This is a genomic window from Microbacterium sp., from assembly GCF_051860965.1.
Classification (GTDB): Bacteria; Actinomycetota; Actinomycetes; order Actinomycetales; family Microbacteriaceae; genus Microbacterium.
The window spans coordinates 257658-282563 of record NZ_JBIMKU010000004.1; the positions used below are offsets into that span (position 1 = coordinate 257658).

Sequence of the window (24906 nt, forward strand, 5' to 3'; positions counted from 1 at the left end):
TGCCCGGGCCGCGAAGGCGCACGAGTGGCGCCAACTAGACTGTCCTGGTGTCTGAAATCACCCCCGAACTCGTGCGCCATCTCGGCGTGCTCGCCCGGATCCAGCTGAGCGACGCGGAGGTCGAGCGCCTCACGGGCCAGCTCGACGTCATCGTCGACAACATCGCGAAGGTGTCCGAGGTCGCGACCCCCGATGTCGTCGCGACGAGTCACCCGATCCCTCTCGAGAACGTCTTCCGTGCCGACGTGCCCGGCGACATGCTGACGGTCGCGCAGGTGCTGCAGAATGCTCCGGATGCCGCGAGCGACCGATTCCGCGTGACTGCGATCCTGGGGGAGGAGCAGTGACCGATCTCACGCGTCTCAGCGCCGCCGATCTGGCGTCGAAACTCTCATCCGGCGAGGTGTCGAGCGTCGAGGCGACGCAGGCTCACCTCGACCGCATCGCCGCAGTCGACGGCGATGTCCACGCCTTCCTCCACGTCTCCGACCACGCGCTCGAGGTCGCGGCCGACATCGACCGCCGTCGAGCCGCAGGAGAACAACTCGGACCGATCGCCGGCGTGCCGCTCGCGATCAAGGACGTGCTCGTCACGACCGATATGCCCTCGACGAGCGGCTCCCGCATCCTCGAAGGCTTCATGTCGCCGTACGACGCCACAGTGGTCGCGCGCTCCCGCGCGGCGGGGCTGGTGCCGCTGGGCAAGACCAACATGGACGAATTCGCGATGGGCTCGTCGACCGAGCACTCCGCGTACGGCGCCACGCACAACCCGTGGGATCTCGACCGCATCCCGGGCGGTTCGGGCGGCGGGTCGGCCGCGGCCGTCGCGGCGTTCGAAGCGCCGCTCGCGCTCGGCTCCGACACCGGCGGCTCGATCCGACAGCCCGCGCACGTCACGGGAACCGTGGGCATGAAGCCCACGTACGGCGGCGTCAGCCGCTACGGCGCCATCGCCCTCGCGTCGTCGCTCGACCAGGTCGGGCCCGTGACGCGGACGGTGCTGGATGCCGGGCTCCTGCACGACGTCATCGGCGGGCACGACCCGCACGACTCGACGTCGCTGACCGAAGCCTGGCCGTCGTTCGCGGAGGCGGCCCGCGAGGGTGCCACAGGGCAGGTCCTCAAGGGGCTGAAGGTGGGCGTCATCACCGAGCTCCCCGATTCCGGCTTCCAGCCGGGGGTGTCGGAGTCCTTCCGCGCGGCTCTGTCCGCGATGGAGGCGCAGGGCGCCGAGATCGTCGAGATCTCCGCCCCGCACTTCGAGTACGGCGTCGCGGCGTACTACCTGATCCTCCCCGCCGAGGCATCCAGCAACCTCGCGAAGTTCGACTCGGTGCGCTTCGGTCTGCGCGTCGACGTGCCGGGTGGCACCGTCGAGGACGTCATGGCCAAGACGCGCGACGCCGGCTTCGGAGAAGAGGTCAAGCGCCGCATCATCCTGGGCACCTATGCGCTGTCGGCGGGGTACTACGACGCGTACTACGGATCGGCCCAGAAGGTGCGCACACTCATCCAGCGCGACTTCGACGAGGCGTTCGCGAAGGTGGACGTCATCGCGACCCCGTCGGCGCCGACGACGGCCTTCAAGCTCGGCGAGAAGATCGACGACCCGCTGCAGATGTACCTGAACGACGTCACGACCATCCCGGCGAACCTCGCGGGTGTTCCCGGCATCTCCGTCCCCTCCGGGCTCGCGGCGGAAGACGGCCTGCCCGTCGGCATCCAGTTCCTCGCCCCCGCGCGCGAGGACGCCCGTCTCTATCGCGTGGGAGCGGCCCTCGAAGCCGTCCTGCTCGACCAGTGGGGCGCGCCGCTCCTCGACCGCGCTCCGATCCTGGGAGGTGCCCGCTGATGGGCAAGGCAAAGCTGATGGACTTCGACGAGGCGCTCGAGCTGTTCGAGCCGGTCCTCGGATTCGAGGTCCACGTCGAGCTCAACACCGAGACCAAGATGTTCTCGGCGGCAGCGAACCCCGCGCACGCGTCGAATCACGATGCCACGCCGAACACCCTCGTCGCCGCCGTCGACATGGGGCTCCCCGGTGCGCTCCCGGTCGTCAACGAGACGGCCGTCAAGTACTCCATCAGCCTCGGGCTCGCGCTCGGCTGCTCGATCGCACCGTCGAGCCGCTTCGCCCGGAAGAACTACTTCTACCCGGACCTCGGCAAGAACTATCAGATCTCGCAGTATGACGAGCCCATCGCGTTCGAGGGATCCGTCGACATCGAGCTCGCGGGCGGCGACATCATCTCGGTGCCGATCGAGCGTGCCCATATGGAAGAGGATGCCGGCAAGCTCACGCACATGGGCGGCTCGACGGGTCGCATCCAGGGTGCCGAGTACTCGCTCGTCGACTACAACCGCGCCGGTGTGCCGCTCGTCGAGATCGTGACGAAGCCGATCTTCGGCGCGGAGCACCGCGCGCCCGAGATCGCGAAGGCGTACGTCGCGGCGATCCGCGACATCGTCATCGCGCTCGGCATCTCCGAGGCGCGCATGGAGCGCGGAAACCTGCGCTGCGATGCCAACGTCTCGCTGCGTCCGCGCGGGCAGGAGAAGCTCGGCACGCGCACCGAGACGAAGAACGTCAACTCGCTGCGCTCGGTCGAACGCGCCGTACGCTACGAGATCCAGCGGCAGGCGGCCATCCTCGCCGCGGGTGGCGCCATCACGCAGGAGACGCGCCATTGGCACGAGGACACGGGGACGACCTCGCCGGGCCGCCCCAAATCCGACGCCGACGACTACCGATACTTCCCGGAGCCCGACCTGCTGCCCGTCGCGCCGTCCGTCGAGCTGATCGAAGAGCTGCGCGCGGCGCTCCCCGAGCCGCCGGCCGAGCGCCGTCGCCGCCTCAAGGGCGATTGGGGTTTCACCGACCTCGAGTTCCAGGACGTCGTCAACGGCGGGCTCCTCGCCGAGGTCGAGGCCACGGTCGCGGCCGGCGCGTCTCCCGCGGCCGCACGCAAGTGGTGGACGGGTGAGCTCACACGCGTCGCGAACGCGTCGGGCCGTGAGCCGGTCGAGCTCGTGGAGCCCGCCGCCGTCGCCGAACTGCAGAAGCTCGTCGACGCCGGAACGCTCAACGACAAGCTCGCACGCCAGGTGCTCGAGGGCATGGTCGCCGGTGAGGGGACGCCGCAGCAGATCGTGGATGCCCGCGGCCTCGCGGTCGTGTCCGATGACGGTGCCCTCATCGCCGCGATCGACGATGCCCTCGCGGCGCAGCCGGACGTGCTCGCCAAGATCCGCGACGGCAAGGTGCAGGCAGCGGGGGCGGTCATCGGGGCGGTCATGAAGGCCATGAAGGGTCAGGCCGACGCCGCGCGGGTGCGCGAGCTCGTGCTCGAGCGCGCTGCGCAGCAGTAGCCCGAAGATGTCGCCGGTGGCGGCGAGAATGGATGCATGGGACGCGGCGACGGATCGGGCAGGCTGACATCGCCCGACGACGCGGACGACAGCGGCACCGGCATCCTGCACGTCGACATGGACGCCTTCTATGCGTCGGTGGCAGTGCTCGACGATCCGTCGCTGCGCGGCAGGCCGATCATCATCGGCGGGCTGCAGGGGCGAGGGGTCGTATCGAGCGCCTCCTACGAGGCGCGACGTTTCGGCGTGCGCTCGGCGATGCCGATGGCGCAGGCGATGCGGCTGTGCCCGACCGCCGTCGTCGTGCAGCCGGAGTTCCACCGTTTCCTCGAGGAGTCCGCGAAGGTCATGGCGATCTTCCGCGACTTCACTCCGCTCGTCGAGCCGCTGTCGATCGACGAGGCGTTCCTCGACGTCCGGGGCGCACGACGGCTGTGGGGGAGTCCGGGAGTCATCGCGCGGACGCTGCGCGCCCGCGTTCTCGACACGACCGGCCTCGTCTGCTCCGTGGGGGTGGCGGCGACGAAGCACGTCGCGAAGATGGCATCCACGCTCAGCAAGCCCGACGGATTGCTCATCGTGCCCGAGCACGACACCGCGCGCTTCCTCGCAGCGAGGCCGGTCGGCGCCCTCTGGGGGGTCGGGCCGAAAGCCGCCGAGTCGCTGCAGGGGCGCGGTATCCACACGGTCGCCGACATCGTCGAGACGCCGCGGTCCGTTCTGGATCGCGCCCTCGGTCCGGCGATGGGGGACCGCATCTGGCACCTCGCGCGCGGTCTGGATGCACGCGAAGTGCAGACCGAGCACGTCGAGAAGAGCGTCGGCCACGAGGAGACCTTCCACACCGATATCGACGACACGGCGATCCTGCGCAGCGAGTTCCGCCGCCTCGCCGATCAGGTCGGCGCCCGACTGCGGAAGCACGAGTGGGAGGCCCACACGATCTCGATCAAGGTGCGCTACGCGGACTTCACGACCATCAGTCGCTCGCAGACGCTCTCCGAGCCCACGGCCGTCAGCCAGAGGATCGGGGATGCCGCGCACGAGCTCTTCGCGCTCGTCGATCGACGACAGGCGGTGAGACTCATCGGCGTCCGAGCGGAGAAGCTGCAGGCGGCGGGCGGTGCGGCGCTCGCGCTCTGGGACGACGACGCCGAGTGGCGACGCGTCGAGGGCGCGCTCGACGGCGCGACCGCCCGGTTCGGCAAGGGTGTCATCACCCGCGCCAACCTGATCGGCAAGCGTCGCGGAGGCGGAACGCTGCCCTCGAGTCCCCGACCGCCCCGCAGGGACTGACCCCGGTCGCGGCAGGCGGCTGCAACCTCCTGGTCGGCGACGGGGCTTGTCAAGCACTGGGCAGGTGCGGTGCGGCCGAGTAGCGTGGGGGCATGACCAACATCGCACTCGAACTCGGCAAGGCGTCCGCATCCTTCGGCGTGAAGGGGTCGTACGGTGACGCCCAGGACGTCGGCGGCATCACGGTCATCCCTGTCGCGGCATCGTGGTCGGGCTTCGGCGGCGGATCCGACGACGCCGGCAACGGCGGGGGCGGCGGGGGCGGCTGGTCGATCCCGGTCGGCGCGTACATCCGCAAGGGCGACGACCTGCGCTTCGAACCGAACATCGTCGCGCTGCTCGCCGTCGCGATCCCGTTCGTCTTCTTCGCAGGACGCGCGCTCAGCCGTGTCATCCGCGCCCTCAAGAAGTAGCACCGACCCCGTCGCCGCAGCCCTCGAAGACGCCGCCGCGCGCATCGTCGCGGTCGTCGCGGGACTCGGCGCGAGCAATCCCGTCGTCTTGATCGACGGTCGCAGCGGCGCTGGCAAGTCGAGCCTTGCGCGCGAGATCGTGGCGCGCTGGCCGCTGCGGGGTCGCGTGCAGCTGGTGGCGCTGGACTCGCTGTATCCGGGATGGGATGGGCTCGACGACGGAGTGCTCGCTGCGCAGGATCTCATCCTCCGTCCGCACGCACGCGGCCTCATCGGCGTCTGGCAGCGGTGGGATTGGGATGCCGCGGCCCATGCCGAGGCGCACGCCGTCGATCCCTCGCTGCCGCTGATCGTCGAGGGGTCGGGGCTGCTGACCCCCGTCACCGAGAAGCTCGGCGACGTGCGCGTCTGGCTCGAAGCGCCGAATCCGTCCCGAAAGCGGCGGGCGCTCGATCGCGACGGAGACACCTACCGCCCGCACTGGTCGCGGTGGGCGCGTCAGGAGGACGAGCACATCGTGCGGGATGACCCGCGCAAGCGAGCGACGCTCGTGTTCGACGTTCCCTGATCAGCCGTCGAGGGCGCCCACGAGGCCGTCGAGCCGGTAGCCGAGCCAGTCGTAGATGCCGTACTTCGGATCGTCGTGGTCGTGCTCGTCGTCGTCAACGATCCCGAGCCGCGTCGCGAGCACGAGGCGGATCGCAGCGAGGGTGCGCAGCCACGCCTGGACATCATCGCGATCGAGCACGACCGCGACGATCTCGGCGACCGCGGGATCGTCGAGATCATCGCCGAGTTCGCCGACCTCGCCCAGCGTCGCGAGCACGCGCGCGGCATCCGACCGACGCCTCCCCAGAAGATCGCTCTCGGTGAGCGCGCGGAACTCGCGCGCCGCGTCCGGATCGTCGTACGCATCGGGGACGAGCCGCAGCACGGCGGGGTCGTCGCCGGAGTCATCGGACTCCTCGAGCAGCTCGTCGAACTGCACGACGAGACCGGCGAGATGCGCCGCCTCGATGCGCGCGAGTTCGAGCACGATCGTTTCGGGAGTCACTGCGGAGCCTCTCTCACCGTGGCCCAGAGACCGTAGTCGTGCATCGCCTGGGCGTGGAGCTCCATCTGCTCGCGGGCGCCCTCGGCCACGACCGCGTGACCGTCGTGGTGAACGGCGAGCATGAGACGTTCGGCCTCGGGCTTGGTGTACCCGAAGTACTCCCGGAAGACGTGCGTGACGTAGCTCATGAGATTGACGGGATCGTTCCAGACGACGGTCTGCCAGGGCAACGACGGGGCGACGGCTTCGCGGACGTCCCGATCGATGTCGGGCTGTGCCAAAGCCCCCATCATGCCCAGCCGAGTTCGTGCAGGCGGTCGTCGTCGATGCCGTAGAAGTGCGCGATCTCGTGCACGAGCGTCGTATGCACCTCGTCGCGCAGGTCCTCATCGGTGTCGCACGCGACGAGGTGGGGCTCGCGGTAGACGATGATCCGATCGGGGAGTTCGCCGACGCCATAGCGCTCGCGCTCTGTCAGCGCCCAGCCGTCGTAGAGTCCGAGAAGGTCGAGACTGCCGTCCTCGGGGCGATCCTCGACGACGAACACGACGTTGTCGAGGCCATCGACCATGTCATCGGGAAGGCGATCGAGCACGTCGACGACGAGTGCTTCGAAAGCTGCGGCATCCATCTCCATGGGATGCCTCACATCCGCGGGTGATCGTCGCTGTGCGGCTGCCACCGTTGTCCGCTCGGCACGAGGATGCGGCGCATGCTCAGCCTCGCTCTCTTGGGGTGAGTAACGGGGCTCGAACCCGCGACATCGGCCACCACAAGGCCGCGCTCTACCAACTGAGCTATACCCACCATGCCGCCCGCCTGCGCGAGCAACCAGACGATTCTCTCATATCTCGGGCACGAACGACGACACGACCGAGGCAGCGACCGCGCGTGCGCCGTCGCTGGTCGGACCGGGCTGCGGCACGAACACGGCCTGCCGGTAATAGCCGAGTTCACGGATGGATTCGAGGATGTCGGCGAGCGCTCGGTGTCCGCCTCCCTTGGCGGGCGCATGGATGTAGGCGCGCGGGTACCAGCGGCGCGAGAGCTCTTTGATGCTCGACACGTCGACGTTCCGGTAGTGCAGCCAGCGATCGACGCGCGGCATGTACTTCGCGAGGAACATGCGGTCGGTGCCGATCGTGTTGCCCGCGAGCGGCGCCTTGCCCTCGAGCGGAACGAAGCGCTGGATGTACTCGAGAGCCTGGAACTCGGCCTCGGCGACCGAGACGCCGTGCGGGATCTCTTCGAGGAGCCCCGACTTCTCATGCATCGCCGTGACGAAGTCGTTCATGTGCTCGAGAGCGGATGCGTCGGGCTTGATGACGACGTGGAATCCGGGATCGAGCACGCGCAGCTCGAAATCCGTGACGACGACCGCGATCTCGACCAGCTCATCGACGTCGAGGTCGAGGCCCGTCATCTCGCAGTCGATCCAGACCAGTCGATCGTTCTCGGAAGCTCCCACCATGCGACCCATCCTAATGAGCGGCTCGGACGCGGGATCCGGGATGGCTTCTCGAAGGATCGGACCGGCAGGTACCGTAGAGGTGCCCGCCCTCGTAGCTCAGTGGATAGAGCAACAGCCTTCTAATCTGTCGGTCGCACGTTCGAATCGTGCCGGGGGCACTCAGCGCCAAGGACGCTCTTCGCCGCGGCCAGGCTTGTCGGCTGCCGAAAGACGGAGGCGATGGGTTCGCGAAATCCTGTTCGGACTCGCGGCGCGGCAGCCGCGCGAGTTCGGGCGGGCGTCGATCACCGTGGTGCCGGCGATCGGCTGCCTCGTCTCCATCGTGCCGTTCGTCTTCTCTCGGATCGGCCTGCCGATGCGCGGCGAGATGCTGGCGGAGGCGGATCGGCAGGCGTAGCGTCGGGGTCATCGGAAGGAGTGCATCATGAGCACGACCGAGACCCACCACGCTCTCTGGGTCGCCTACGGAACGGGCGGCGTGAAGGGCAGCATCCGCAAGGACGACGACGGCTATACCGTCACGATGGCCGGCGCGGAGGAGTCCGCCGGCACGTATCCGACGATGGAGATCGCGAAGAGCGCGCTCCACGCGCGGATGACTCCCGGGAGCGATTGGCCGCAGTTCCGCGAGCACTGATCTCGCAACGGCGAGCACTGAGTTCGCGACCGGGGGCCGCGAGCCCGCCCCGACTGTTGCCGTCAGTCTTCCACGGCGTCCTCCGCCGCGCTCCGAGCGGCCGATCGCCGTGCCGTCGGCGTGCGCTCGGCGGCAGCGGGATGGCCCGTGATCGCGGTGGACACGGGTGCCCCGCCCGCCGCGCCGTCGGCACGCTCGCCTCGTCGCGTGTCGAGGAGGGGGAGCGCGATGTGGACGAGTGGCCCGATCAGCACCGCGAAGAGCACCGTGCCGATGCCGACCGTGCCACCGAGCAACCAGCCGATCAGCAGCACCGAGAGCTCGACGCTCGCGCGGCACACCCAGATCGGCCAGCCGAGCTTGGCGTGCAGGCCCGTCATCAGTCCATCGCGCGGACCGGGGCCGAATCGTGCCCCGATGTAGAGGCCTGACGCGATCGCGACCAGCACGATGCCGCCCATGAGCGTGGCCAACTGACCGATGAGACCTTCGACGGGCGGGAACACCGTCAGGACGACCTGCATGCTCGTGCCGACGAGCAGGATGTTGGCGATCGTCCCCACACCGGGCTTCTGCCGCAGCGGGATCCACAGCAGCAGCACCAGGAACCCGACGATGTTCGTGATCCACCCGATCCCGATGCCGGTGCGGACAGAAAGCCCCTGTGCGAAGACCGTCCACGGGTCGACGCCGAGTCCGGCTTCGACCGTCATCGCGCAGCCGGCGCCGTAGAGGACGAGACCGACGAGGAGTTGGATGACGCGGCGAGGCATGCGACCATCCAATCGCATTATTGGACTGTTTCATGCAGTCCAATATCGATACAGTGGCCGGATGGACTCCCGCATCTCGGCTCGCGCCCTGTCGGCCGCGCTCGGCGGCTGGCGCACACGCGAGCCGGTCTACGAGGCTCTCGCAGACGGCATCCGCCTCCTCTGTCTCGACAACCGGATCGCCCCGCGCACCGCGCTTCCTGCGGAGCGGGAGCTGGCGGTCGCCCTCGGCGTCAGCCGGAGCACCGTCGCGGCGGCCTATCGGAGCCTTCGGGACACGGACCACATCGCGAGCATGCGCGGCTCCGGGAGCGTGACGCGTGCGCTGCAGCGTCGAGACCCGGGGCGTGCCATGCCCACGGAGGGCACGATCGATCTGCAGCAGGCGAGCCCACCGGCATGGCCGGGTCTGGCCGGCATCATGTCGGAGGTCGCCCTCTCGTCGGCCGCGCTCGTCTCTCGCGTCGGGTACGACGTCCTGGGCCGCGGCGAGCTTCGCGAGGCGATCGCGGCGCGCTACCGTCTGCGCGGCATCCCGACCGCCGCAGACGACATCCTCGTCACGACCGGAGCGCAGAGCGCGATCCACCTGCTCGCCTCGGTGCTCCTCGGACGCGGGGACAGGGCGCTCATCGAGACGCCGACCTATCCGCACGCGGCCGACGCTCTTCGGCGCGCCGGCGCGCGTCTCGTGGGTCTGCCCGTGACGACGAGCGACGGATGGGACCTCGATCGCGCCGAGCAGGCGTTCGCGCGGACGCTGCCGGTCCTGGCCTACCTGATGCCGGACTTCCAGAATCCGACCGGGCGCTCGATGACCACCGAGGAGCGACGTGCGATCGCGTGGGCGGGGGAGCGGGCGGGAACGGTGCTGGTGCTCGACGAGACCACGGCCGACCTCGACATCGACCGAGGAGACGTCACACCGGGATTCGACGATGCGGACCCTTCGACCATCGTCCGCATTGGCTCGCTCGGCAAGACCGTGTGGGGTGGTCTGCGGGTGGGGTGGATCCGGGCGGATGCCGATCTCATCCGCCGTCTCATGGCCGCGCGCCCGACGCACGACCTCGGCACGCCCGAATTCGAGCAGGCCGTCGCAGCGACGCTCTTCGCCCGGTACCCCGAGATCGTCGCGCAGCGCTCGCATCTGCTGCGCGAGGGACGCGACGTCGTCGTCGCGCATCTGGCGGCCGCGTTCCCCGAGTGGACCGTGCCGCACACTGACGGCGGGGTCTCGCTGTGGATCGAGCTGGACGCCGCGTTGAGCTCGAGCCTCGTCATGGACGTCCGTTCGCGTGGGGTGCTCCTGTCGGCCGGACCTCGGTTCTCCGTCGAGGGCGGTCACGACCGTCATCTGCGCGTGCCGTTCACATCTCCGCCCGACGACCTGGCGCGATCGATCGTCCTGCTGAGAGAGTCGTGGGATCGGGTGCGCGGCGGCGCGCCGATCGCCCACGTCGAGCGGTTCGACGCCGTCGTCTGAGGCGTCATCGCGCGTACCTGAGGCAGTCGACGGCGTCGTCTGCCGACCAGAACTCGCCCAGATCGCGGAAGCCGCGGATGGATGCATGGAACCGCCGGGCCCGATAGCGCACGGCGTCGGCGACGACGATCGCCTGGAGGTGGCCGATCACCCGCCCGTCTCGATCGATGACGCGCCACAGCGTGGCCGCGGCTCGCGACAGGCTCACTGGCGAGCGGGGTGAGATGGTCGGCGCAGCGAGCGTCGGTGATTCGAGGGTCAGAAGCATGGTGGTTCTCCTTCCACATTCGAATCTATATACGACCTCCGACACGCGACCCCCGGTCGGCGATGGCCGCTTCCTCCCCAGGGGCGCGCGCAGACTCGCTCATCCCCAGTTCGAGGCGCCGTCGATTCGCGCGACCGTGCGCGGATGGATCCTCTTCTCAGGTGGCGGTGATCCACGGGCACGGGATCACCGCCACCGGACCGGAGAAGGACTCCGATCGAAAGGAAGAACGATGAGCGACACCATCACCATCACGGGCAACGTGGCCACGACTCCCGAGTTCAAGCGCTCGGCAGCAGGCCTGCCGATCGCGACGTTCCGCGTCGGGAGCAGTCAGCGCAAGTACGATCGCGAGAGCGGCACGTGGAGCGAGACGGGCACCAACTGGTACCAGGTCTCGGCGTTCCGCGGTCTTGCCGAACACGCCTTCGCGTCGCTGCGCAAGGGCGAACGGGTCATCGTGACGGGCCGACTGCGCGTGAGGCAGTGGGAGAACGGCACGAAGCAGGGCACGAGCGTCGACATCGAGGCGGATGCCGTGGGCCACGATCTGCTCTGGGGCACCACGGTGTTCACGAAGACGGGTTCGGCACCCGAGGGCACGGACGGTGGCGGCGAGAAGACCGTGGACGCCGCCGCCGAGTGGCACGTCGCGGCAGCGCCCGACGACGCGCGCGACCTCGCGCTGGCTGCGGCCGCCACGCCCTTCTGAGTGTTCACAGCGGGCGCTCGGGGGCGCGCGGCCTAGACTCTGTCCGTGCATCACGACCCCGAGCGCCCTCGCCCTTCGGCACGACATCGAGGCTTGTGGCTCGCTGCGTCCGCGCTGACGGCGGTGGTCCTCGTCGGGTGCACCGCGCAGCCCGCACCTACTCCGTCGCCGTCGGGATCGGCCTCGAATGGTCCGGTCGCGACCCCGACACCGACGGGCGACTCCGCACCCGCCTTGGATCCCGACGGATCCGCCGACGACAACCTGCCCTTCTTCGCCGCCGTCGTGTCGAGCGTCTGGGCCACGCCCGAGCAGACCCAGGGGCGCGCGTACATCGATGCGCTGACCGCCGCCGGGTTCGACAAAGCCGCGATGCAGGTGACCAACGACGTGTCGACCGTCGGCAATGCGGCGGAGAGCATCCAGTTCTCCGTCCAGTGGGGGGACGATTGCCTGATCGGTCAGGTGGGGCCTGCGACGGGCGCCCCCGTGACGGTCGTGGTCCCCGCGCTGACGACGGGCGGATGCCTCATCGGCGAGACGCGGCCGATCGACTGGTAGCCCGGCTCAGGCCGCCTGCGACGCGGGCCGCGGTTGGTAGGCTGAATGCTGACTTCCCGCCGGGTCGGCGCACACTCTCGCGTGATCCGGCGGATCTGAATCCCCGACTCGAAGGTGGTACACCGCGGTGGCCGAATACATCTACTCGATGGTCCGTGCGCGAAAGGCGGTCGGCGAGAAGCTGATCCTCGACGATGTGACGATGTCGTTCCTGCCCGGCGCGAAGATCGGCATGGTCGGTCCGAACGGCGCGGGCAAGTCGACGATCCTCAAGATCATGGCGGGACTCGACACGCCGTCGAACGGCGAAGCGAAGCTGTCGCCCGGCTTCACCGTGGGAATCCTCATGCAGGAGCCCGAGCTGGACGACAGCAAGACCGTCCTCGAGAACATCCAGGACGGTGTGGCGATCAAGCCGAAACTCGATCGCTTCAACGAGATCTCGGCGCTCATGGCCGACCCCGATGCCGACTTCGACGCGCTGCTGGCCGAGATGGGCACGTTGCAGGAGGAGATCGACGCCGCCGACGCATGGGACCTCGATTCCCAGCTCGAGCAGGCGATGGATGCCCTGCGCACGCCGCCGGCCGACGCGGACGTCACCAACCTGTCCGGTGGTGAGCGCCGCCGCGTGGCCCTCGCCAAGCTGCTCCTGCAGAAGCCCGATCTGCTGCTCCTGGACGAGCCGACGAACCACCTCGACGCCGAGAGCGTGCTGTGGCTCGAGCAGCATCTCCAGGCGTACAAGGGCGCTGTGATCGCGATCACCCACGATCGGTACTTCCTCGACAACGTCGCCGAGTGGATCGCCGAGGTCGACCGCGGTCACCTCTACCCGTACGAGGGCAACTACTCCACCTACCTCGAGAAGAAGGGGCAACGGCTCGACGTCCAGGGCAAGAAGGACGCGAAGCTCGCCAAGCGCCTCAAGGAGGAGCTGGAGTGGGTGCGGTCCAACGCCAAGGGCCGACAGGTCAAGTCGAAGGCCCGCCTCGCCCGCTACGAAGAGATGGCCGCCGAGGCCGAGCGCACCCGCAAGCTCGACTTCGACGAGATCCAGATTCCGGCGGGTCCGCGTCTGGGCAACATCGTGATCGACGCCAAGAAGCTCCAGAAGGGGTTCGACGGGCGATCGCTCATCAGCGACCTCAGCTTCACCCTGCCGCCCAACGGCATCGTCGGGGTCATCGGGCCGAACGGCGTCGGAAAGACGACGCTCTTCAAGACGATCGTCGGTCTCGAGCCGCTCGACGGCGGCGACCTCAAGATCGGCGAGACCGTCAAGATCAGCTACGTCGACCAGTCCCGGGCGAACATCGATCCGAACAAGTCGCTGTGGGAGGTCGTCTCTGACGGCCTCGACATCATCACGGTCGGCAAGACCGAGATCCCCTCCCGCGCCTACGTGTCCAAGTTCGGCTTCAAGGGTCCAGATCAGCAGAAGAAGGCCGGCGTGCTCTCCGGCGGCGAGCGCAACCGTCTAAACCTCGCGCTCACGCTGAAGGAGGGCGGCAACCTCCTCCTCCTCGACGAGCCGACCAACGACCTCGATGTCGAGACGCTCTCGTCCCTCGAGAACGCGCTCCTCGATTTCCCGGGCTGCGCCGTCGTCATCACCCACGACCGGTGGTTCCTCGACCGCATCGCGACGCACATCCTCGCCTACGAGGGCACCGACGAGAACCCCGACAAATGGTACTGGTTCGAGGGCAACTTCGAGGCGTACGAGGAGAACAAGATCGAGCGCCTCGGCCCCGATGCCGCCAAGCCCCACCGCTCGGCGTACCGCAAGCTCACGCGCGACTGACGATCGAGTGGACGACACGCGCCTCCACATCCCCATCCACCTTCGATGGGGAGATCTGGACGCCCTCGGGCACGTCAACAACACGTCGATGCTCAAGCTTCTCGAAGAAGCGCGGCTCCGCGCCTTCTGGCGGCCCGAGGACGGCACGGACGGACCGCCCACGGCTGTCTTCGACATGTCGGTGCTCGAGGGCGGCGGATCCCGGGCCACGCTCATCGCGCGGCAGGAGATCGAATACCTGCGGCCCGTTCCGTACGGCCAGCGACCTCTCGACGTCCAGCTGTGGATCGGCAGGATCGGCGGCTCGAGCATCCAGGTCTGCTACGAGGTCTTCAGTCCCATCGGCGACGAACCGCAGGTGCTCTACGCGCGGTCATCCGCCGTCGTCGTGCTCGTCGACACGGCTTCCGGGCGACCGACGCGACTGAGCGGGGCCGAGCGCGCGGCGTGGCAGCCGTTCGTCGGGGAGCCGATCGACTACCGGCGCTGATCCGCGAGCCGGACTCCGTCGGGCACGCGCACCATGATCTCCTGAGCGACGCTCGCGAGCAGGACGCCCTCGCGCGAGTAGACCCGCCCGGTCGAAAGGCCACGGCCGCCGCGTGCACTGGGCGACTCCTGGACGTACAGCATCCATTCGTCGACGCGTCCGGGGCGATGCCACCACATCGCGTGATCGAGGCTCGCGACCTTGAGGCCGGGCGTCGCCCACGCGAGACCGTGCGCGCGGAGGATGGATTCCTGGATCGTGAGATCGCTCAGGTACGCGAGCGCCGCGCGGTGCAGGTGCGGATCGTCGCCGATGGGGCGGCGCACCTTCATCCAGACGGCCTGGCGCGGCGTGTCCTCGGCATCCGCCGTGAGGTAGATGGGCGCCGGCACGTGACGCAGGTCGGCCGGGCGATCGAGGAAGAGCCGCTTCGTCATGGGATGCAGGCCCTCGAGCTGCGCCTCGATGTCGGGGAGGTCCTCGGGCGACGGAACGCCCTCGGGCATCGGCTCCTGGTGGTCGAGGCCCGGGTCCTCGTCCTGGAAGGACGCGATCATCGAGAAGATCGGCACACCCTCCTGGAACGCCTGCGTGCGCCGCGTCGAGAACGAGCGCCCGTCGTGGATCCGGTCGACCGCGAACGTGATGCCCTTGGACGCGTCACCGGGTCGCAGGAAGTATCCGTGCATGGAGTGCACGGCGCGGTCTTCCGGCAGGGTGCGGGATGCGGCGACGATCGACTGGGCGAGCACCTGTCCGCCGTACACGCGACCGAGCGGCATCCGCTGCGAGACCCCCGTGAAGATGTCTTCGGTCGTGCGGGCGTCGGAGCCCGTCAGATCGAGCACAGCGAGCATCGAGGCGACCGGATCGGCCTCGGGTGCGGCATCCGTCTCCACGGTCTGAAAGGCGTCGGTCACGCGGTCTCCGTCTCGGCCAGGGGTCGGTTGGTAGTTTAGAGCGGATGCCCCAGCGACTTCTCTTCGCGGATGCCCATGCCGCGGCCGACGCCCTCACCTTCGCCCGCCGTACGACGCCGCTCGGGGACGGCGCGGTCCGGCTCCGCGCGCACGGCGGCGTCCTCGTCATGACGAGCGCGCCCCTCGCGCCGCGCGGGCTGTTCGACGCGACTCCCACCGTCCTCGGGCTGCGCGTGCTCGCCGTCGACCCCGAGCTCGAGTGCGATCTCGTGGTGGACGCGTCGACGCTCGCCGCCGCGGCCGACGACGCGCGTGCACTCGAACTCCCCGAGACGGGACTCTCGCCGTCGTGGGCGGGCGTGTCGCCGCCGCAGGGCGGATGGATGCCGGCGCAGGGCATCGCCGCCGCGACCCTGGCGAACAGGGCGCAGTGGGGAATCGCCGACGTCGCCGAGACGGTGCCGAAGGATGCCGGCGAAGACGCCGTCCGCGTCGTGCGCGCCGCCGTCTGGGGGGCGCACGACGATGCCCTGGGAGGACTGCCGCTCGGCGTCGCGTTCGCCGCGTTCGCGCTCGGATTCATCGCGGGCGAGGAGGACGCCGTGGTCCGCACCGCGGGGGTCTGGACGCGAGTCACGCTCGCGCGCGGGCACGTCATCGTCCGAGGTCCGGCCCGCATGGGCCTCACCGAGGTGCGTTCGACGGGCTCGGTCTAGACGTCGGCCGCCATCGCGCGACCAGCGGTGCGGCCGGAGAACAGGCATCCCCCCACGAACGTGCCCTCGAGTGCGCGGTAGCCGTGCACGCCGCCGCCGCCGAAGCCGCTCGCCTCGCCCGCCGCATAGAGGCCGGGGACGACCGAGCCGTCGGCGGCGATCGCACGGCCGGACAGATCGGTCTCGATGCCGCCCAGCGACTTGCGCGTGAGGACATGGAGCTTGACGGCGATGAGCGGACCGTTCGCAGGGTCCAGAATGCGGTGCGGCTTGGCGGTGCGGATGAGCCGGTCGCCCCGGTAGGCGCGCGCGGAGCGCAGCATCGCGATCTGCGCGTCCTTCGTGAAGTCGTTGTCGATCTCGCGATCCCGGGCCTCGACCTCGAAGCGGACGCGCTCGGCGTCCAGCGCGTCGCCGCCGGGCAGCGCCTTCATGCCGGCGATGAGCTCGTCGAGCGTGTCGCGCACGACGAAGTCGGCGCCTTTGTCCATGAAGGCCTGAACGGGCCCGGCTGCGCCTTTGCCCAGGCGCGACTGCGCGAGCAGCTTGACGTCCTTGCCCGTCAGATCGGGGTTCTGCTCGCTGCCCGAGAGCGTGAACTCCTTCTCGATGATCTTCTGCGACAGCACGAACCACGAGTGGTCATGGCCCGTCGTGCGCAGATGCGCGAGCGTGCCGAGCGTGTCGAACCCGGGGAAGAGCGGAACGGGAAGCCGGTGCCCCGTGGCATCCAGCCACACCGACGAGGGTCCGGGAAGGATCCGGATGCCGTGATCGGGCCAGACGGGATCCCAGTTGCCGATGCCCTCGACGTAGTGCCACATGCGGTCGCCGTTGATGAGGTGGGCTCCCGCGGTCTCGCTCACGCCGAGCATCGAGCCGTCGACGTACGCGGGCACTCCCGTGAGCATGGACGTCGGAGCCTTGCCGAGACGCTTCGGCCAGTTCTTGCGCACGAGGGCGTGATTGCCGCCGATGCCGCCCGACGACACGAGCGTGGCGCCGGCCTCGATCTCGAACGCGCCCACCACCTCGCGCGACGACGCGTAGCCGCGGCCCGCGCCGGAGGGGGCGAGGACGTCGCCCGCAGCGCCCGTCACGGTGCCGCCCCGGACGGTGAGCTCGGTGACGCGGTGGCGGGGGAGGATGGTGAGGCGACCGGACGCCTCTGCGGCCTCGACCTCGGCCTGGAACGGAGCGACGATGCCGGGGCCCGTGCCCCACGTGATGTGGAAGCGGGGCACCGAGTTGCCGGGTCCGGTCGCGGTGTACCCGCCGCGCTCGGCCCACCCGACGATCGGGAAGAACCCGATGCCCTTCTCACGCAGCCATGCGCGCTTCTCGTGATGCGCGAACTGGAGGTAGGCCTCGGCCCAGCGGCGGGGCCAGGCATCCTCCTCCCGGTCGAAGCCCGCATTGCCGAACCAGTCCTGGCGGGCGAGCTCGATCGAGTCGGTGATGCCCATCCGCCGCTGTTCGGGGGAGTCGACGAAGAACAGCCCGCCGAACGACCACCACGCCTGACCGCCGAGGTTCGTGCGAGGCTCCTGATCGACGATGACGACGTGCTTGCCTGCGGCGACCGCCTCGCTCGCGGCGACGAGGCCCGCGAGACCCCATCCGATGACGAGCAGGTCTGTCGAGCGGGTCGTGGGGGATGCAGCCATGCGGGTCGACTCCTTCGTCGGGTTCGGGGGGATGTCAGGCGGAGGGATGCAGGGGGAGCGAGCCGCCGTCGCGACCTGCCGTAGCCGGGCCTATCCCTGTCGGCTCGAACGTGTTGACCATCGCGTGTGCGGCGCGCAGCAGATAGTCCCACAGGGTCGCCTCGTGCAGCGGGGGCAGTGCGAGTTCGTCGACCGCGACGCGCATGTGCGCGAGCCAGCGGTCGCGCGCGTCGGGGTTGACGTGGAACGGCGCGTGCCGCATCCGCAGCCGTGGATGTCCCCGGGTGTCGCTGTACGTGGTGGGACCGCCCCAGTACTGCTCGAGGAACAGCGTGAGACGCTCCTTCGCAGGGCCGAGATCCTCTTCCGGGTACATCGGCTTCAGCACCTCGTCGCCCGCGACACCCCGGTAGAACACGTCGACCAGGCGGACGAAGGTGTCATGACCGCCGATCTCCTCGTAGAAGCTCAGGGGAGTGGACTCCGTCATGACGTCTCTCCGGGGTCGGCGGGCGGCGTGTGCGGAGTCTTCTTGGCGGCACCCTTCTTCGGCCGCCACACCGGATTGGCGTCGGCGACCGCGATCGGCTGCGGCTTGGTCTTCGGGGGATTCGCGCCGCGCACGCGGCCCGCGCCCTCGAGACCTGACAGCATGATCGAGTTCATGGCGGGGAGCGTGATGCCGTGCTCGTCCATGGCGCGCTTGAGTCGCATCCTCAGCTCGCGGGCGACGTCGTCCTTCGCGCTCGCACGCGTCTTCATGACGAGGCGGATGACGAGGGCGTCACCGCTGACCGACTCGAGACCCCACACCTCCGGGGTCTCGAGGATGCGTGAGCGCCACTTGGGCTCCTTCGCGATCGACTTCGCCGCCCCGAGCATGAGCGACTCGACCTCGTCGATGTCGGCGTCGGTCGGCACCGCGAGGTCGACGATGACCCGCGACCATCCCTGCGACATGTTGCCGATGCGGGTGATCTCGCCGTTGCGGACGTACCAGAGCGTCCCGTTCACGTCGCGCACGTGCGTGATCCGGACGCTGACGTACTCGACGATGCCCGTCGCGAGTCCGAGGTCGACGACATCGCCGATGCCCACTTGGTCCTCGGCCACGATGAAGATGCCGTTGAGCACGTCCTTGACGATGTTCTGGGCGCCGAAACCGAGGCCCGCACCGATCGCAGCCGTCAGGAGGGTGAGCGAGGCGAGCGCATTCGGCGCGAGGACGTTGATGATGAGCAGCAGCGACACGATGACGATCGTGACGTTGACGATGTTCTGCAGGATCGAGCCGAGCGTGCGGGTGCGCTGGACGAGGCGGACGGATGCCAGGGGCGAGCGATCGAGCGCCTGGGTGTCGTCCACATTGGCTTTGCTCTTGGCGCCGTTGACGATCCGGCGCACGACGCGGCGGATGACGAGCTTCAGGATCCAGCCGAGCAGGACGGCGAAGACGACGATGCCCAGGACGGCCAGCAGCTTCCACCCGGCCGCGGCGAAGAAGGCGCCGACGGACTGCCAGAACTCGGCCTGAGTGATCGACGGTGCCGCGGGGTCGACGGAGAACGGAATCATCGCCACGATCCTACTTGCGGGGACCTGAACGGCGCCTGGCGAGAGTCAGCTGACGAGTCCGTTCTCGTACGCGAAGATGACGGCGTGGACGCGGTCCCGGGCGCCGATCTTGGCCAGGACTCGGCCGACGTGCGTCTTGACGGTCGACTCCGAGACGAACAGGCGCTCGGCGATCTCGGTGTTGCTGAGCCCCTCCGCGATGGCGAGCAGCACGTCCCGCTCGCGCTCCGTGAGGGCGGCCGCATCGAGGTCCGCACTGTCGGGGGCCGGAAGACGATCTCCCACGAGGTCCAGCATCCGTCGCGTCACGCGCGGAGACATGACCGCGTCGCCGCGGTGCACCGCGCGGATCGCGGCGACGAGTTCGTGCGGATGGGCGTCCTTGAGCAGGAACCCGCTCGCGCCCGCGCGCAGCGCCGAGAAGGCGTACTCGTCCAGGTCGAATGTCGTGAGCACGAGGATTCTGGTGTCGGGCAGGGATTGCAGGATGCTGCGGGTCGCCGCGATGCCGTCGAGGCCCGGCATCCGCACGTCCATCAGGATCACGTCGGGCGTGAGGCGACCGGCCTCGGTGATCGCCGCCGCACCGTCCGCCGCCTCGCCGACGACCTCGAAGTCGTCCTCGGACTCGAGCACCATGCGGAAGCCCATCCGGATGAGGGCCTGGTCGTCGACCGCGAGGATGCGGATCCGCTCGCTCACGCGGGCCCCTCGCTCGCCGGGATGACAGCGTGCAGGCGCCACACGCCGGGTGCGCGGAATCCGGCATCCATCGTTCCGCCCACGTGCGCGACGCGCTCCTGGAGCCCGCGCAGTCCCAGGCCCGCGCCCTGGGACGGAGCATCCGGGACCGCTCCGTCGTTCTCGATCGAGACGTCGATCCCGTCGTCGCGATGATCGATCTCGATCCGGATGTCGGCGGGCGGTCTCGCGTAGCGCAGTGCGTTCGTGATGCCCTCCTGCACGATGCGCAGCAGAGCCAGTCGTGACGTGGCGGTTGCGGCGCGATCGCCGGTCTCGCGAAGCGTCACGGTCGCGCCGGCCGCACGCGCAGTGGCTACGGCATCCTGCACCGTCGCATCGCCCAGGGGCGCGAGGGGGACCGGGTCGTCGTCGCGGAGCACGCCGAGCATGACCCGCATCTCGGCGAGCGCCTCGCGCGCGGTCTGCGCGATCGCGCGCGTCGCGTCGGCGGCACGCTCGGGATCCTTCGTCGTCGTCGCGCCGTCGGCGAGGGCGACGACGACGGTGAGCGAGTGCGAGACGATGTCGTGCATCTCGCGGGCGATGCGCGTGCGCTCGGCGGCGGCGGCGATCTGCGCCTGCTGATCGCGTTCGACCAGCAGCTGACGCGACCGATCGATGAGCGCCATGAGGTAGCGGCGGCGATTGCCGACGTTCACGCCCACGAGCGCCCCGAGCAGCAGACCCACGATCGACGACACGACCACATTGAGCTGCACGCTCAACAGCGACGGATCGATCAGGATCCGGGCGAGCCCGTTGACCGCCAGCGCCGTGCTCGCGACACCGAACGCGATCCAGCACGAGCGGACGCTGCGATAGACGGCGACGGAGTAGAGGGCGACGACGGCGGCGGGACCGCTGAGGGCCGCCGCGAGCATCGGCTCGACGGCGAGCGTCGGCAGCAGCGACACGGCCAGCACCGCGACCGGCCGGCGACGTCGCCAGACGAGGGCGCCGCAGCCCACGATCGAGAGGATGAGGCCCGCCGCGATCCACCATCCGCTGACGGGAGCCGTGAGCGGCGAGCGCACTGCGACGGACGGCACCGCGATCAGGAACGCTGCGACGGCGATGAGGACGTCGGCGAGGAGGGGATGCCGCGCCCAGAACCTGCGGATCACCCCCGGCGCGCGGGGAAGCCGCAGTTCGTCCTCGCCGGGAGGGGCTCCCGCGGCGGGGACGAACTGCGGCTGCTCGGGCATCGATCGACTCTACGCGCGCGGACTCAGGCGTCGCGCGTGCGCAGCACCGCCCAGCCGCCCACCAGGAGCACAGCGGCCCAGCCGACGAGGGCGAGGAGCGAGGGCAGCACGTCCTGCGCTCCCGGCGCGGTGATCGCTGCGGCGGCGTTCATCGGCAGGTAGTCGCCGAGGTCGACGATCCACCGCCACGACTCGCCCGCGATGGTGAACAGGCTCGTGACGATCGGAGCGACGAAGAGCAGTCCGACGGTCGCGGCGATCGCGCCCGCGCCGTTGCGGATGAGGAAGCCCCAGCCCACGCCGATCAGGGCGAAGCAGATCATCGAGAGCACGCCGAATCCGAGCGGGATGGTCGACACGCCCGCATCCGCCCAGTCGATCCCCGTGGTCAGCAGCAGCGGCGCCGTCGTGGCGACGGCGATCGCGTAGCTCACGATGGTCGCGATGCCGAGGAGCACCGCGACGACGACGGCCTTCGCGGCGAGGACGGCGCCTCGGCGCGGGGCCGCCGCGAGGGTGGAGCGGATCATCCCGGTCGAGTACTCGCCCGTGACGGCGATCGCGCCGAGGATGCCCGCGACGAGCATCGTGAACTGCGTGGGCATGAGGATCGCGCTCACGGCGGGGAACCCGGGCCCGAACTCCGAGGACGCTGCCGCGATCATGGTCGAGATGCCGACCGACAGAGCGACGGCGATGCCGAGCGACCACCAGGTGGAGCGGAGTGTCGTGAGCTTGATCCACTCGCTCATCATGAGTCGCGGGAAGGTCACCCGCGCGGCGGGCGTGCTCCGCGCGACGGTGCGGGGCGGGGGAGCGGTGACGGTGGTCATGAGATCTCCTTGGTCTTGTACTCGACGTCGTCGCCGGTGAGGGTCAGGTAGGCGTCCTCGAGGCTTCCCGAGGTCGGGGTCAGTTCGTGGAGGCTGAATCCGGATGCCGCGGACGCGTCGCCGATCTCGGCTGCCGTGACTCCGGCGATCTCGAGGAGACCGGGCTCCAGGCTCGTGACGGTCACGCCCTCGCGGGCGAAGAGGCCGGCGATGCCGTCGGCGTGCGGGCTGCGCACGCGCACGCTCGTTCGGGTCCAGCGCGCGACGATGTCGTCGACAGGGGCATCGGCGAGGACACGACCACGGCCGAGGACGATGATGTGATCGGCCGTGAGCGCCATCTCGCTCATGAGGTGGCTCGACAGCAGCACCGTGCGCCCCTCGGATGCCATGTGGCGGACGAAGCGGCGCACCCACAGCACGCCCTCGGGGTCGAGGCCGTTGACGGGCTCGTCGAGGATCAGGGTGTGCGGGTCGCCCAGCAGCGCCGCCGCGATGCCGAGGCGCTGTCCCATGCCCAGCGAGAAGCCGCCCGCACGCTTGCGGGCGACCGACGAGAGGCCTGTGATCTCGATGACCTCGTCGACGCGCGTCATCGGCAGACCGTGGGTCGCGGCCATGGCACGCAGGTGATTGCGGGCCGAGCGCCCCGTGTGGACGGCCTTGGCATCCAGCAGCACTCCCACCTCGGTGAGGGGCGAGGGCAGCTGTGCGTAGCGGCGGCCCTGCACCGTGACGCTTCCCGCCGTCGGCTTGTCGAGGCCGACGATCATGCGCATCGTGGTGGACTTGCCGGCGCCATTCGGCCCGAGGAAGCCGGTGACTCTGCCGGGACTGACGGTGAAGCTGACATCTGCGACGGCCTGTTTCGACCCGAAGCTCTTGCTGAGGTTCTCTGCGACGATCATGCTTCCACGCTACGAAAGGGCGCTCTTCACCGCATCGGCCGCGAGGAGGGTCTCGCATGCCTGCCGCGTGGTACCCCGGTACTACGCGGTGGCACGCCAGACTGAGCGCATGCAGCTGCGTTCACTCTCGGCGCTCGGTGTCGTCGCCGTCTGGCTCCTGACCGATTTCTGGCGCCTGTGGACGCCGTCGCTCATCACGATCTTCGGGCGGGCCGCCGAGACGCCGCCCGAACTCATGGGGCTGTATGCGCTCGCGGTGATGTCCGCTCCGCTCGTGCTCCTCGCGTTCGTGCCGCGGAGCGCTCCTCGACTGGCCGCCTGGCTGCTCGTGGCGGCCGTCGCCGTGCGCATCCTGCTGCAGGCGAATCCCGAGGGCGGTCCGGTGCAGCTGTACGGCAGCTCCCTCGGAGTCGTGCTGGCGGTGGCCGCGCTGTGCCTCGCGACGGCGTCGCTCGGACGCGCCCTCGTGCCGAGCGTCATGCTGGGCGTGGCCGTCGCGGCGACGACGCATGCCGCGCTCGGCACGTTCGGCGCCGTGTGGCGGATGGATGCCTGGGCCGTCGCCCTCCTCATCGTGCAGGCGCTGCTGGTCGCCCTCGCCGTGCGGGAGGTCGGCTGGCTTCGTGCGGAGCCGGTCGCACCGCGCACCGCGCTGCTCGTGCTGCCCGGGATGCTCCTGCTGCAGCTCGCGCTCGTGAACGTCGGACGCGGCTCGGCGATCGATCCGCTGTGGGGATCGCTCGCGGTCGTCGCGGGCGCCTGGGCGGGCGTCGTGGTCGCCCTGTCGGCGTCGCCGCGCCGGCGACCGTGGGTCTCGGCCGTGCTGCTGGTCGGCGCCGTCGCCGTGAGCATGCTGCCCGAAGTGACGCGCGACGGAGCGCACGGGGTGCTGAGCGGCTTCGCGCTCGTCGGCTTCCTGATCGGCCCGGCGGCCCTTGCGCGGCTGCTGCTCTTCGCCGCGCCCGGGCGATCGTCACGGCGCACGGCGCTCGCAGCCGGCGTCGGAGCCGTCGTGTGGACCGCGGTGTTCTTCGTCTTCTACGCCGGCTACGACCTCGGCTATCGCGCCGACATCGCGATCGTGCTGCTCGCGATCGGTGTCGCGGCGTGGACGATCGCCTATCGCTCCGGCGGTCCGGTGACCGACGCCGATGTGGTCGCCTCGGTGGTGCGCATCGACGAGTCCGGAGCGCGGGATGCCGGAGCATCCGTCATCGCGGGGCTCGCCGCCGTCGCGGTCGCACTCGTCGGCCCCGCCCTCACGATCCCGACACGCGGCGTGGCGCAGTCGGATTCGCTGACCGCCGCGGCCTACAACCTGCGCATGGGCTACGGCATCGACGGCGCGTTCGATCCGAGCGGCGTCGCGGCGCAGCTGCGCGCGAGCGGCGCCCGCGTCATCCTGCTGAGCGAGATCGACCGCGGCTGGCTGCTGAACGGCGGCCAGGACCAGCTCGCGATCCTGGCACGGATGCTCGGGATGCGCGCGGTGTTCGGGCCCGCGGCCGACCAGGTCTGGGGCGACGCGATCTTGACGGACCTGCCCGTGAGCGACGTGCGCACGGAGCGATTCCCGATGTTCGATGCAGTGACGGGCGCGGGGATGACGACGGCGACGGTCAGGTGGAACGGCGAGCCCGTGCGCGTCATCTCGACGCATCTGCAACCGGACTCCGACGGCGAGGATCGCACTCTTCGTCAAGCCGAGCTTTTCGCCGCTCGGATGGCCGAGGCTGCGGCCCAAGGACCCCTCATCGCGGGTGGCGACCTCAACACCGAACCCGGCACCCGGGCGTGGGACGTCATGCTCGGTGCGGGGGTCGAGGATGCTCTCGCCTCGATCCGCCCTGCCCTGACATCCTCGGCAGACGACCCCGACAGCGAGATCGATCACCTCTTCGTCGCAGGACTCGACGTGACCGCGGCATCCGTCGTCGTCTCTGAGCTCTCCGACCACTTCATGATCACCGCGACGGTGGAATGACGAACGGCCCGTCC

At 69.6% G+C, this 24906-nt stretch carries 29 protein-coding genes and 2 tRNA genes; 16 read left to right on the plus strand and 15 right to left on the minus strand.

The window, feature by feature from the left end; translation table 11 throughout:
* Positions 1–47 precede the first annotated feature (47 nt).
* From gatC to ACTIFV_RS09615, 6 genes are all read left to right on the plus strand, one after another.
* A complete protein-coding gene (gene gatC / locus ACTIFV_RS09590; RefSeq protein ID WP_439592560.1) occupies positions 48–347 on the plus strand; it encodes an Asp-tRNA(Asn)/Glu-tRNA(Gln) amidotransferase subunit GatC in 300 nt (99 codons plus the stop codon).
* A complete protein-coding gene (gatA, locus tag ACTIFV_RS09595) occupies positions 344–1855 on the plus strand; it encodes an Asp-tRNA(Asn)/Glu-tRNA(Gln) amidotransferase subunit GatA (RefSeq protein ID WP_439592561.1) in 1512 nt (503 codons plus the stop codon). Before gatC ends, gatA begins: the two co-directional genes overlap by 4 nt.
* Entirely contained in the window at positions 1855–3372 is a 1518-nt protein-coding gene (gatB, locus tag ACTIFV_RS09600; protein ID WP_439592562.1) for an Asp-tRNA(Asn)/Glu-tRNA(Gln) amidotransferase subunit GatB, read from the plus strand. The genes gatA and gatB overlap by 1 nt, the downstream gene beginning before the upstream one ends.
* Positions 3373–3408: 36 nt before the next feature.
* Positions 3409–4668, plus strand: coding sequence for a DNA polymerase IV (gene dinB, locus ACTIFV_RS09605; protein WP_439592563.1), 1260 nt, complete (start codon positions 3409–3411; stop codon positions 4666–4668).
* A 92-nt stretch (positions 4669–4760) separates the two neighbouring features.
* On the plus strand, positions 4761–5081 hold the full coding sequence (locus tag ACTIFV_RS09610) for a hypothetical protein (RefSeq protein ID WP_439592564.1): 321 nt from the start codon (positions 4761–4763) through the stop codon (positions 5079–5081).
* Positions 5056–5649 (plus strand): hypothetical protein, encoded by a 594-nt coding sequence (locus ACTIFV_RS09615; RefSeq protein ID WP_439592565.1) that lies wholly within the window; start codon positions 5056–5058, stop codon positions 5647–5649. The genes ACTIFV_RS09610 and ACTIFV_RS09615 overlap by 26 nt, the downstream gene beginning before the upstream one ends.
* Here ACTIFV_RS09615 and ACTIFV_RS09620 read toward each other — a convergent pair whose 3' ends face one another.
* The 5 genes from ACTIFV_RS09620 to orn form a co-directional block, all read right to left on the minus strand.
* The gene (locus ACTIFV_RS09620; RefSeq protein WP_439592566.1) at positions 5650–6135 is read right to left on the minus strand and encodes a DUF2017 family protein; all 486 of its coding nucleotides are present in this window, start codon (positions 6133–6135) and stop codon (positions 5650–5652) included. It lies immediately after the preceding gene.
* Positions 6132–6425 carry an ATP-dependent Clp protease adapter ClpS gene (gene clpS / locus ACTIFV_RS09625; RefSeq protein WP_439592693.1) on the minus strand — a complete coding sequence of 98 codons (294 nt, stop codon included), beginning with the start codon at positions 6423–6425 and terminating at the stop codon, positions 6132–6134. The genes ACTIFV_RS09620 and clpS overlap by 4 nt, the downstream gene beginning before the upstream one ends.
* Positions 6425–6817, minus strand: coding sequence for a metallopeptidase family protein (locus ACTIFV_RS09630; protein WP_439592567.1), 393 nt, complete (start codon positions 6815–6817; stop codon positions 6425–6427). Before ACTIFV_RS09630 ends, clpS begins: the two co-directional genes overlap by 1 nt.
* Before the next feature lie 49 nt (positions 6818–6866).
* Positions 6867–6942, minus strand: a tRNA-His gene (locus ACTIFV_RS09635).
* A 37-nt stretch (positions 6943–6979) separates the two neighbouring features.
* On the minus strand, positions 6980–7606 hold the full coding sequence (gene orn / locus ACTIFV_RS09640) for an oligoribonuclease (RefSeq protein ID WP_439592568.1): 627 nt from the start codon (positions 7604–7606) through the stop codon (positions 6980–6982).
* Positions 7607–7691: 85 nt separating this feature from the next.
* Between orn and ACTIFV_RS09645 the strand changes: the two genes are divergently transcribed.
* The 3 genes from ACTIFV_RS09645 to ACTIFV_RS09655 all read left to right on the plus strand — a co-directional run bounded on the left by ACTIFV_RS09645 (position 7692) and on the right by ACTIFV_RS09655 (position 8243).
* Positions 7692–7764: transfer RNA gene (locus ACTIFV_RS09645), tRNA-Arg, on the plus strand.
* Between the two features lie 35 nt (positions 7765–7799).
* Positions 7800–8003 carry a hypothetical protein gene (locus ACTIFV_RS09650; protein WP_439592569.1) on the plus strand — a complete coding sequence of 68 codons (204 nt, stop codon included), beginning with the start codon at positions 7800–7802 and terminating at the stop codon, positions 8001–8003.
* 27 nt (positions 8004–8030) lie between these two features.
* Positions 8031–8243: a methyltransferase gene (locus ACTIFV_RS09655; RefSeq protein WP_439592570.1), complete on the plus strand. Its 213-nt coding sequence runs from the start codon at positions 8031–8033 to the stop codon at positions 8241–8243.
* A 62-nt stretch (positions 8244–8305) separates the two neighbouring features.
* On the opposite strand, the gene ACTIFV_RS09660 is transcribed toward ACTIFV_RS09655, so the two are convergent.
* Positions 8306–9016, minus strand: coding sequence for a YczE/YyaS/YitT family protein (locus ACTIFV_RS09660; RefSeq protein ID WP_439592571.1), 711 nt, complete (start codon positions 9014–9016; stop codon positions 8306–8308).
* Between the two features lie 61 nt (positions 9017–9077).
* Here ACTIFV_RS09660 and ACTIFV_RS09665 point away from each other — a divergent pair, with 61 nt between their 5' ends.
* Positions 9078–10502: a PLP-dependent aminotransferase family protein gene (locus ACTIFV_RS09665; RefSeq protein WP_439592572.1), complete on the plus strand. Its 1425-nt coding sequence runs from the start codon at positions 9078–9080 to the stop codon at positions 10500–10502.
* A 4-nt stretch (positions 10503–10506) separates the two neighbouring features.
* Here ACTIFV_RS09665 and ACTIFV_RS09670 read toward each other — a convergent pair whose 3' ends face one another.
* Positions 10507–10770, minus strand: a complete 264-nt coding sequence (locus ACTIFV_RS09670; RefSeq protein ID WP_439592573.1) for a hypothetical protein — start codon at positions 10768–10770, stop codon at positions 10507–10509.
* 232 nt (positions 10771–11002) lie between these two features.
* On the opposite strand from ACTIFV_RS09670, the gene ACTIFV_RS09675 reads away from it, so the two are divergent.
* The 4 genes from ACTIFV_RS09675 (at position 11003) to ACTIFV_RS09690 (ending at position 14340) form a co-directional block, all read left to right on the plus strand.
* Positions 11003–11482, plus strand: coding sequence for a single-stranded DNA-binding protein (locus ACTIFV_RS09675; protein ID WP_439592574.1), 480 nt, complete (start codon positions 11003–11005; stop codon positions 11480–11482).
* 234 nt (positions 11483–11716) lie between these two features.
* Positions 11717–12043, plus strand: coding sequence for a DUF6993 domain-containing protein (locus tag ACTIFV_RS09680; RefSeq protein ID WP_439592575.1), 327 nt, complete (start codon positions 11717–11719; stop codon positions 12041–12043).
* Positions 12044–12170: 127 nt separating this feature from the next.
* The gene (ettA, locus tag ACTIFV_RS09685; protein WP_439592576.1) at positions 12171–13850 is read left to right on the plus strand and encodes an energy-dependent translational throttle protein EttA; all 1680 of its coding nucleotides are present in this window, start codon (positions 12171–12173) and stop codon (positions 13848–13850) included.
* Positions 13851–13857: 7 nt separating this feature from the next.
* On the plus strand, positions 13858–14340 hold the full coding sequence (locus ACTIFV_RS09690) for an acyl-CoA thioesterase (RefSeq protein WP_439592577.1): 483 nt from the start codon (positions 13858–13860) through the stop codon (positions 14338–14340).
* On the opposite strand, the gene ACTIFV_RS09695 is transcribed toward ACTIFV_RS09690, so the two are convergent.
* Positions 14328–15197 carry an acyl-CoA thioesterase gene (locus tag ACTIFV_RS09695; RefSeq protein ID WP_439592694.1) on the minus strand — a complete coding sequence of 290 codons (870 nt, stop codon included), beginning with the start codon at positions 15195–15197 and terminating at the stop codon, positions 14328–14330. The two genes, ACTIFV_RS09690 and ACTIFV_RS09695, sit on opposite strands and share 13 nt — an antisense overlap.
* A gap of 107 nt (positions 15198–15304) precedes the next feature.
* Here ACTIFV_RS09695 and ACTIFV_RS09700 point away from each other — a divergent pair, with 107 nt between their 5' ends.
* Positions 15305–15976 carry a hypothetical protein gene (locus ACTIFV_RS09700; protein ID WP_439592578.1) on the plus strand — a complete coding sequence of 224 codons (672 nt, stop codon included), beginning with the start codon at positions 15305–15307 and terminating at the stop codon, positions 15974–15976.
* Here ACTIFV_RS09700 and ACTIFV_RS09705 read toward each other — a convergent pair.
* The 7 genes from ACTIFV_RS09705 to ACTIFV_RS09735 are packed head-to-tail and all read right to left on the minus strand — an operon-like array spanning position 15973 to position 22908.
* Positions 15973–17643: an FAD-binding dehydrogenase gene (locus ACTIFV_RS09705; RefSeq protein ID WP_439592579.1), complete on the minus strand. Its 1671-nt coding sequence runs from the start codon at positions 17641–17643 to the stop codon at positions 15973–15975. The genes ACTIFV_RS09700 and ACTIFV_RS09705 overlap by 4 nt on opposite strands.
* Positions 17644–17677: 34 nt before the next feature.
* On the minus strand, positions 17678–18133 hold the full coding sequence (locus tag ACTIFV_RS09710; RefSeq protein ID WP_439592580.1) for a globin: 456 nt from the start codon (positions 18131–18133) through the stop codon (positions 17678–17680).
* On the minus strand, positions 18130–19218 hold the full coding sequence (locus tag ACTIFV_RS09715; RefSeq protein WP_439592581.1) for a mechanosensitive ion channel family protein: 1089 nt from the start codon (positions 19216–19218) through the stop codon (positions 18130–18132). Before ACTIFV_RS09715 ends, ACTIFV_RS09710 begins: the two co-directional genes overlap by 4 nt.
* Positions 19219–19263: 45 nt before the next feature.
* The gene (locus tag ACTIFV_RS09720; protein ID WP_439592582.1) at positions 19264–19920 is read right to left on the minus strand and encodes a response regulator; all 657 of its coding nucleotides are present in this window, start codon (positions 19918–19920) and stop codon (positions 19264–19266) included.
* Positions 19917–21167 (minus strand): sensor histidine kinase, encoded by a 1251-nt coding sequence (locus ACTIFV_RS09725; RefSeq protein ID WP_439592583.1) that lies wholly within the window; start codon positions 21165–21167, stop codon positions 19917–19919. Before ACTIFV_RS09725 ends, ACTIFV_RS09720 begins: the two co-directional genes overlap by 4 nt.
* Before the next feature lie 23 nt (positions 21168–21190).
* Positions 21191–22000, minus strand: coding sequence for an ABC transporter permease subunit (locus ACTIFV_RS09730; RefSeq protein WP_439592584.1), 810 nt, complete (start codon positions 21998–22000; stop codon positions 21191–21193).
* Positions 21997–22908 carry an ABC transporter ATP-binding protein gene (locus ACTIFV_RS09735; RefSeq protein ID WP_439592585.1) on the minus strand — a complete coding sequence of 304 codons (912 nt, stop codon included), beginning with the start codon at positions 22906–22908 and terminating at the stop codon, positions 21997–21999. The genes ACTIFV_RS09730 and ACTIFV_RS09735 overlap by 4 nt, the downstream gene beginning before the upstream one ends.
* A gap of 109 nt (positions 22909–23017) precedes the next feature.
* On the opposite strand from ACTIFV_RS09735, the gene ACTIFV_RS09740 reads away from it, so the two are divergent.
* Complete coding sequence (locus ACTIFV_RS09740) at positions 23018–24892, plus strand: endonuclease/exonuclease/phosphatase family protein (protein WP_439592586.1); 1875 nt, start codon at positions 23018–23020, stop codon at positions 24890–24892.
* The last annotated feature ends 14 nt before the right edge of the window (positions 24893–24906 follow it).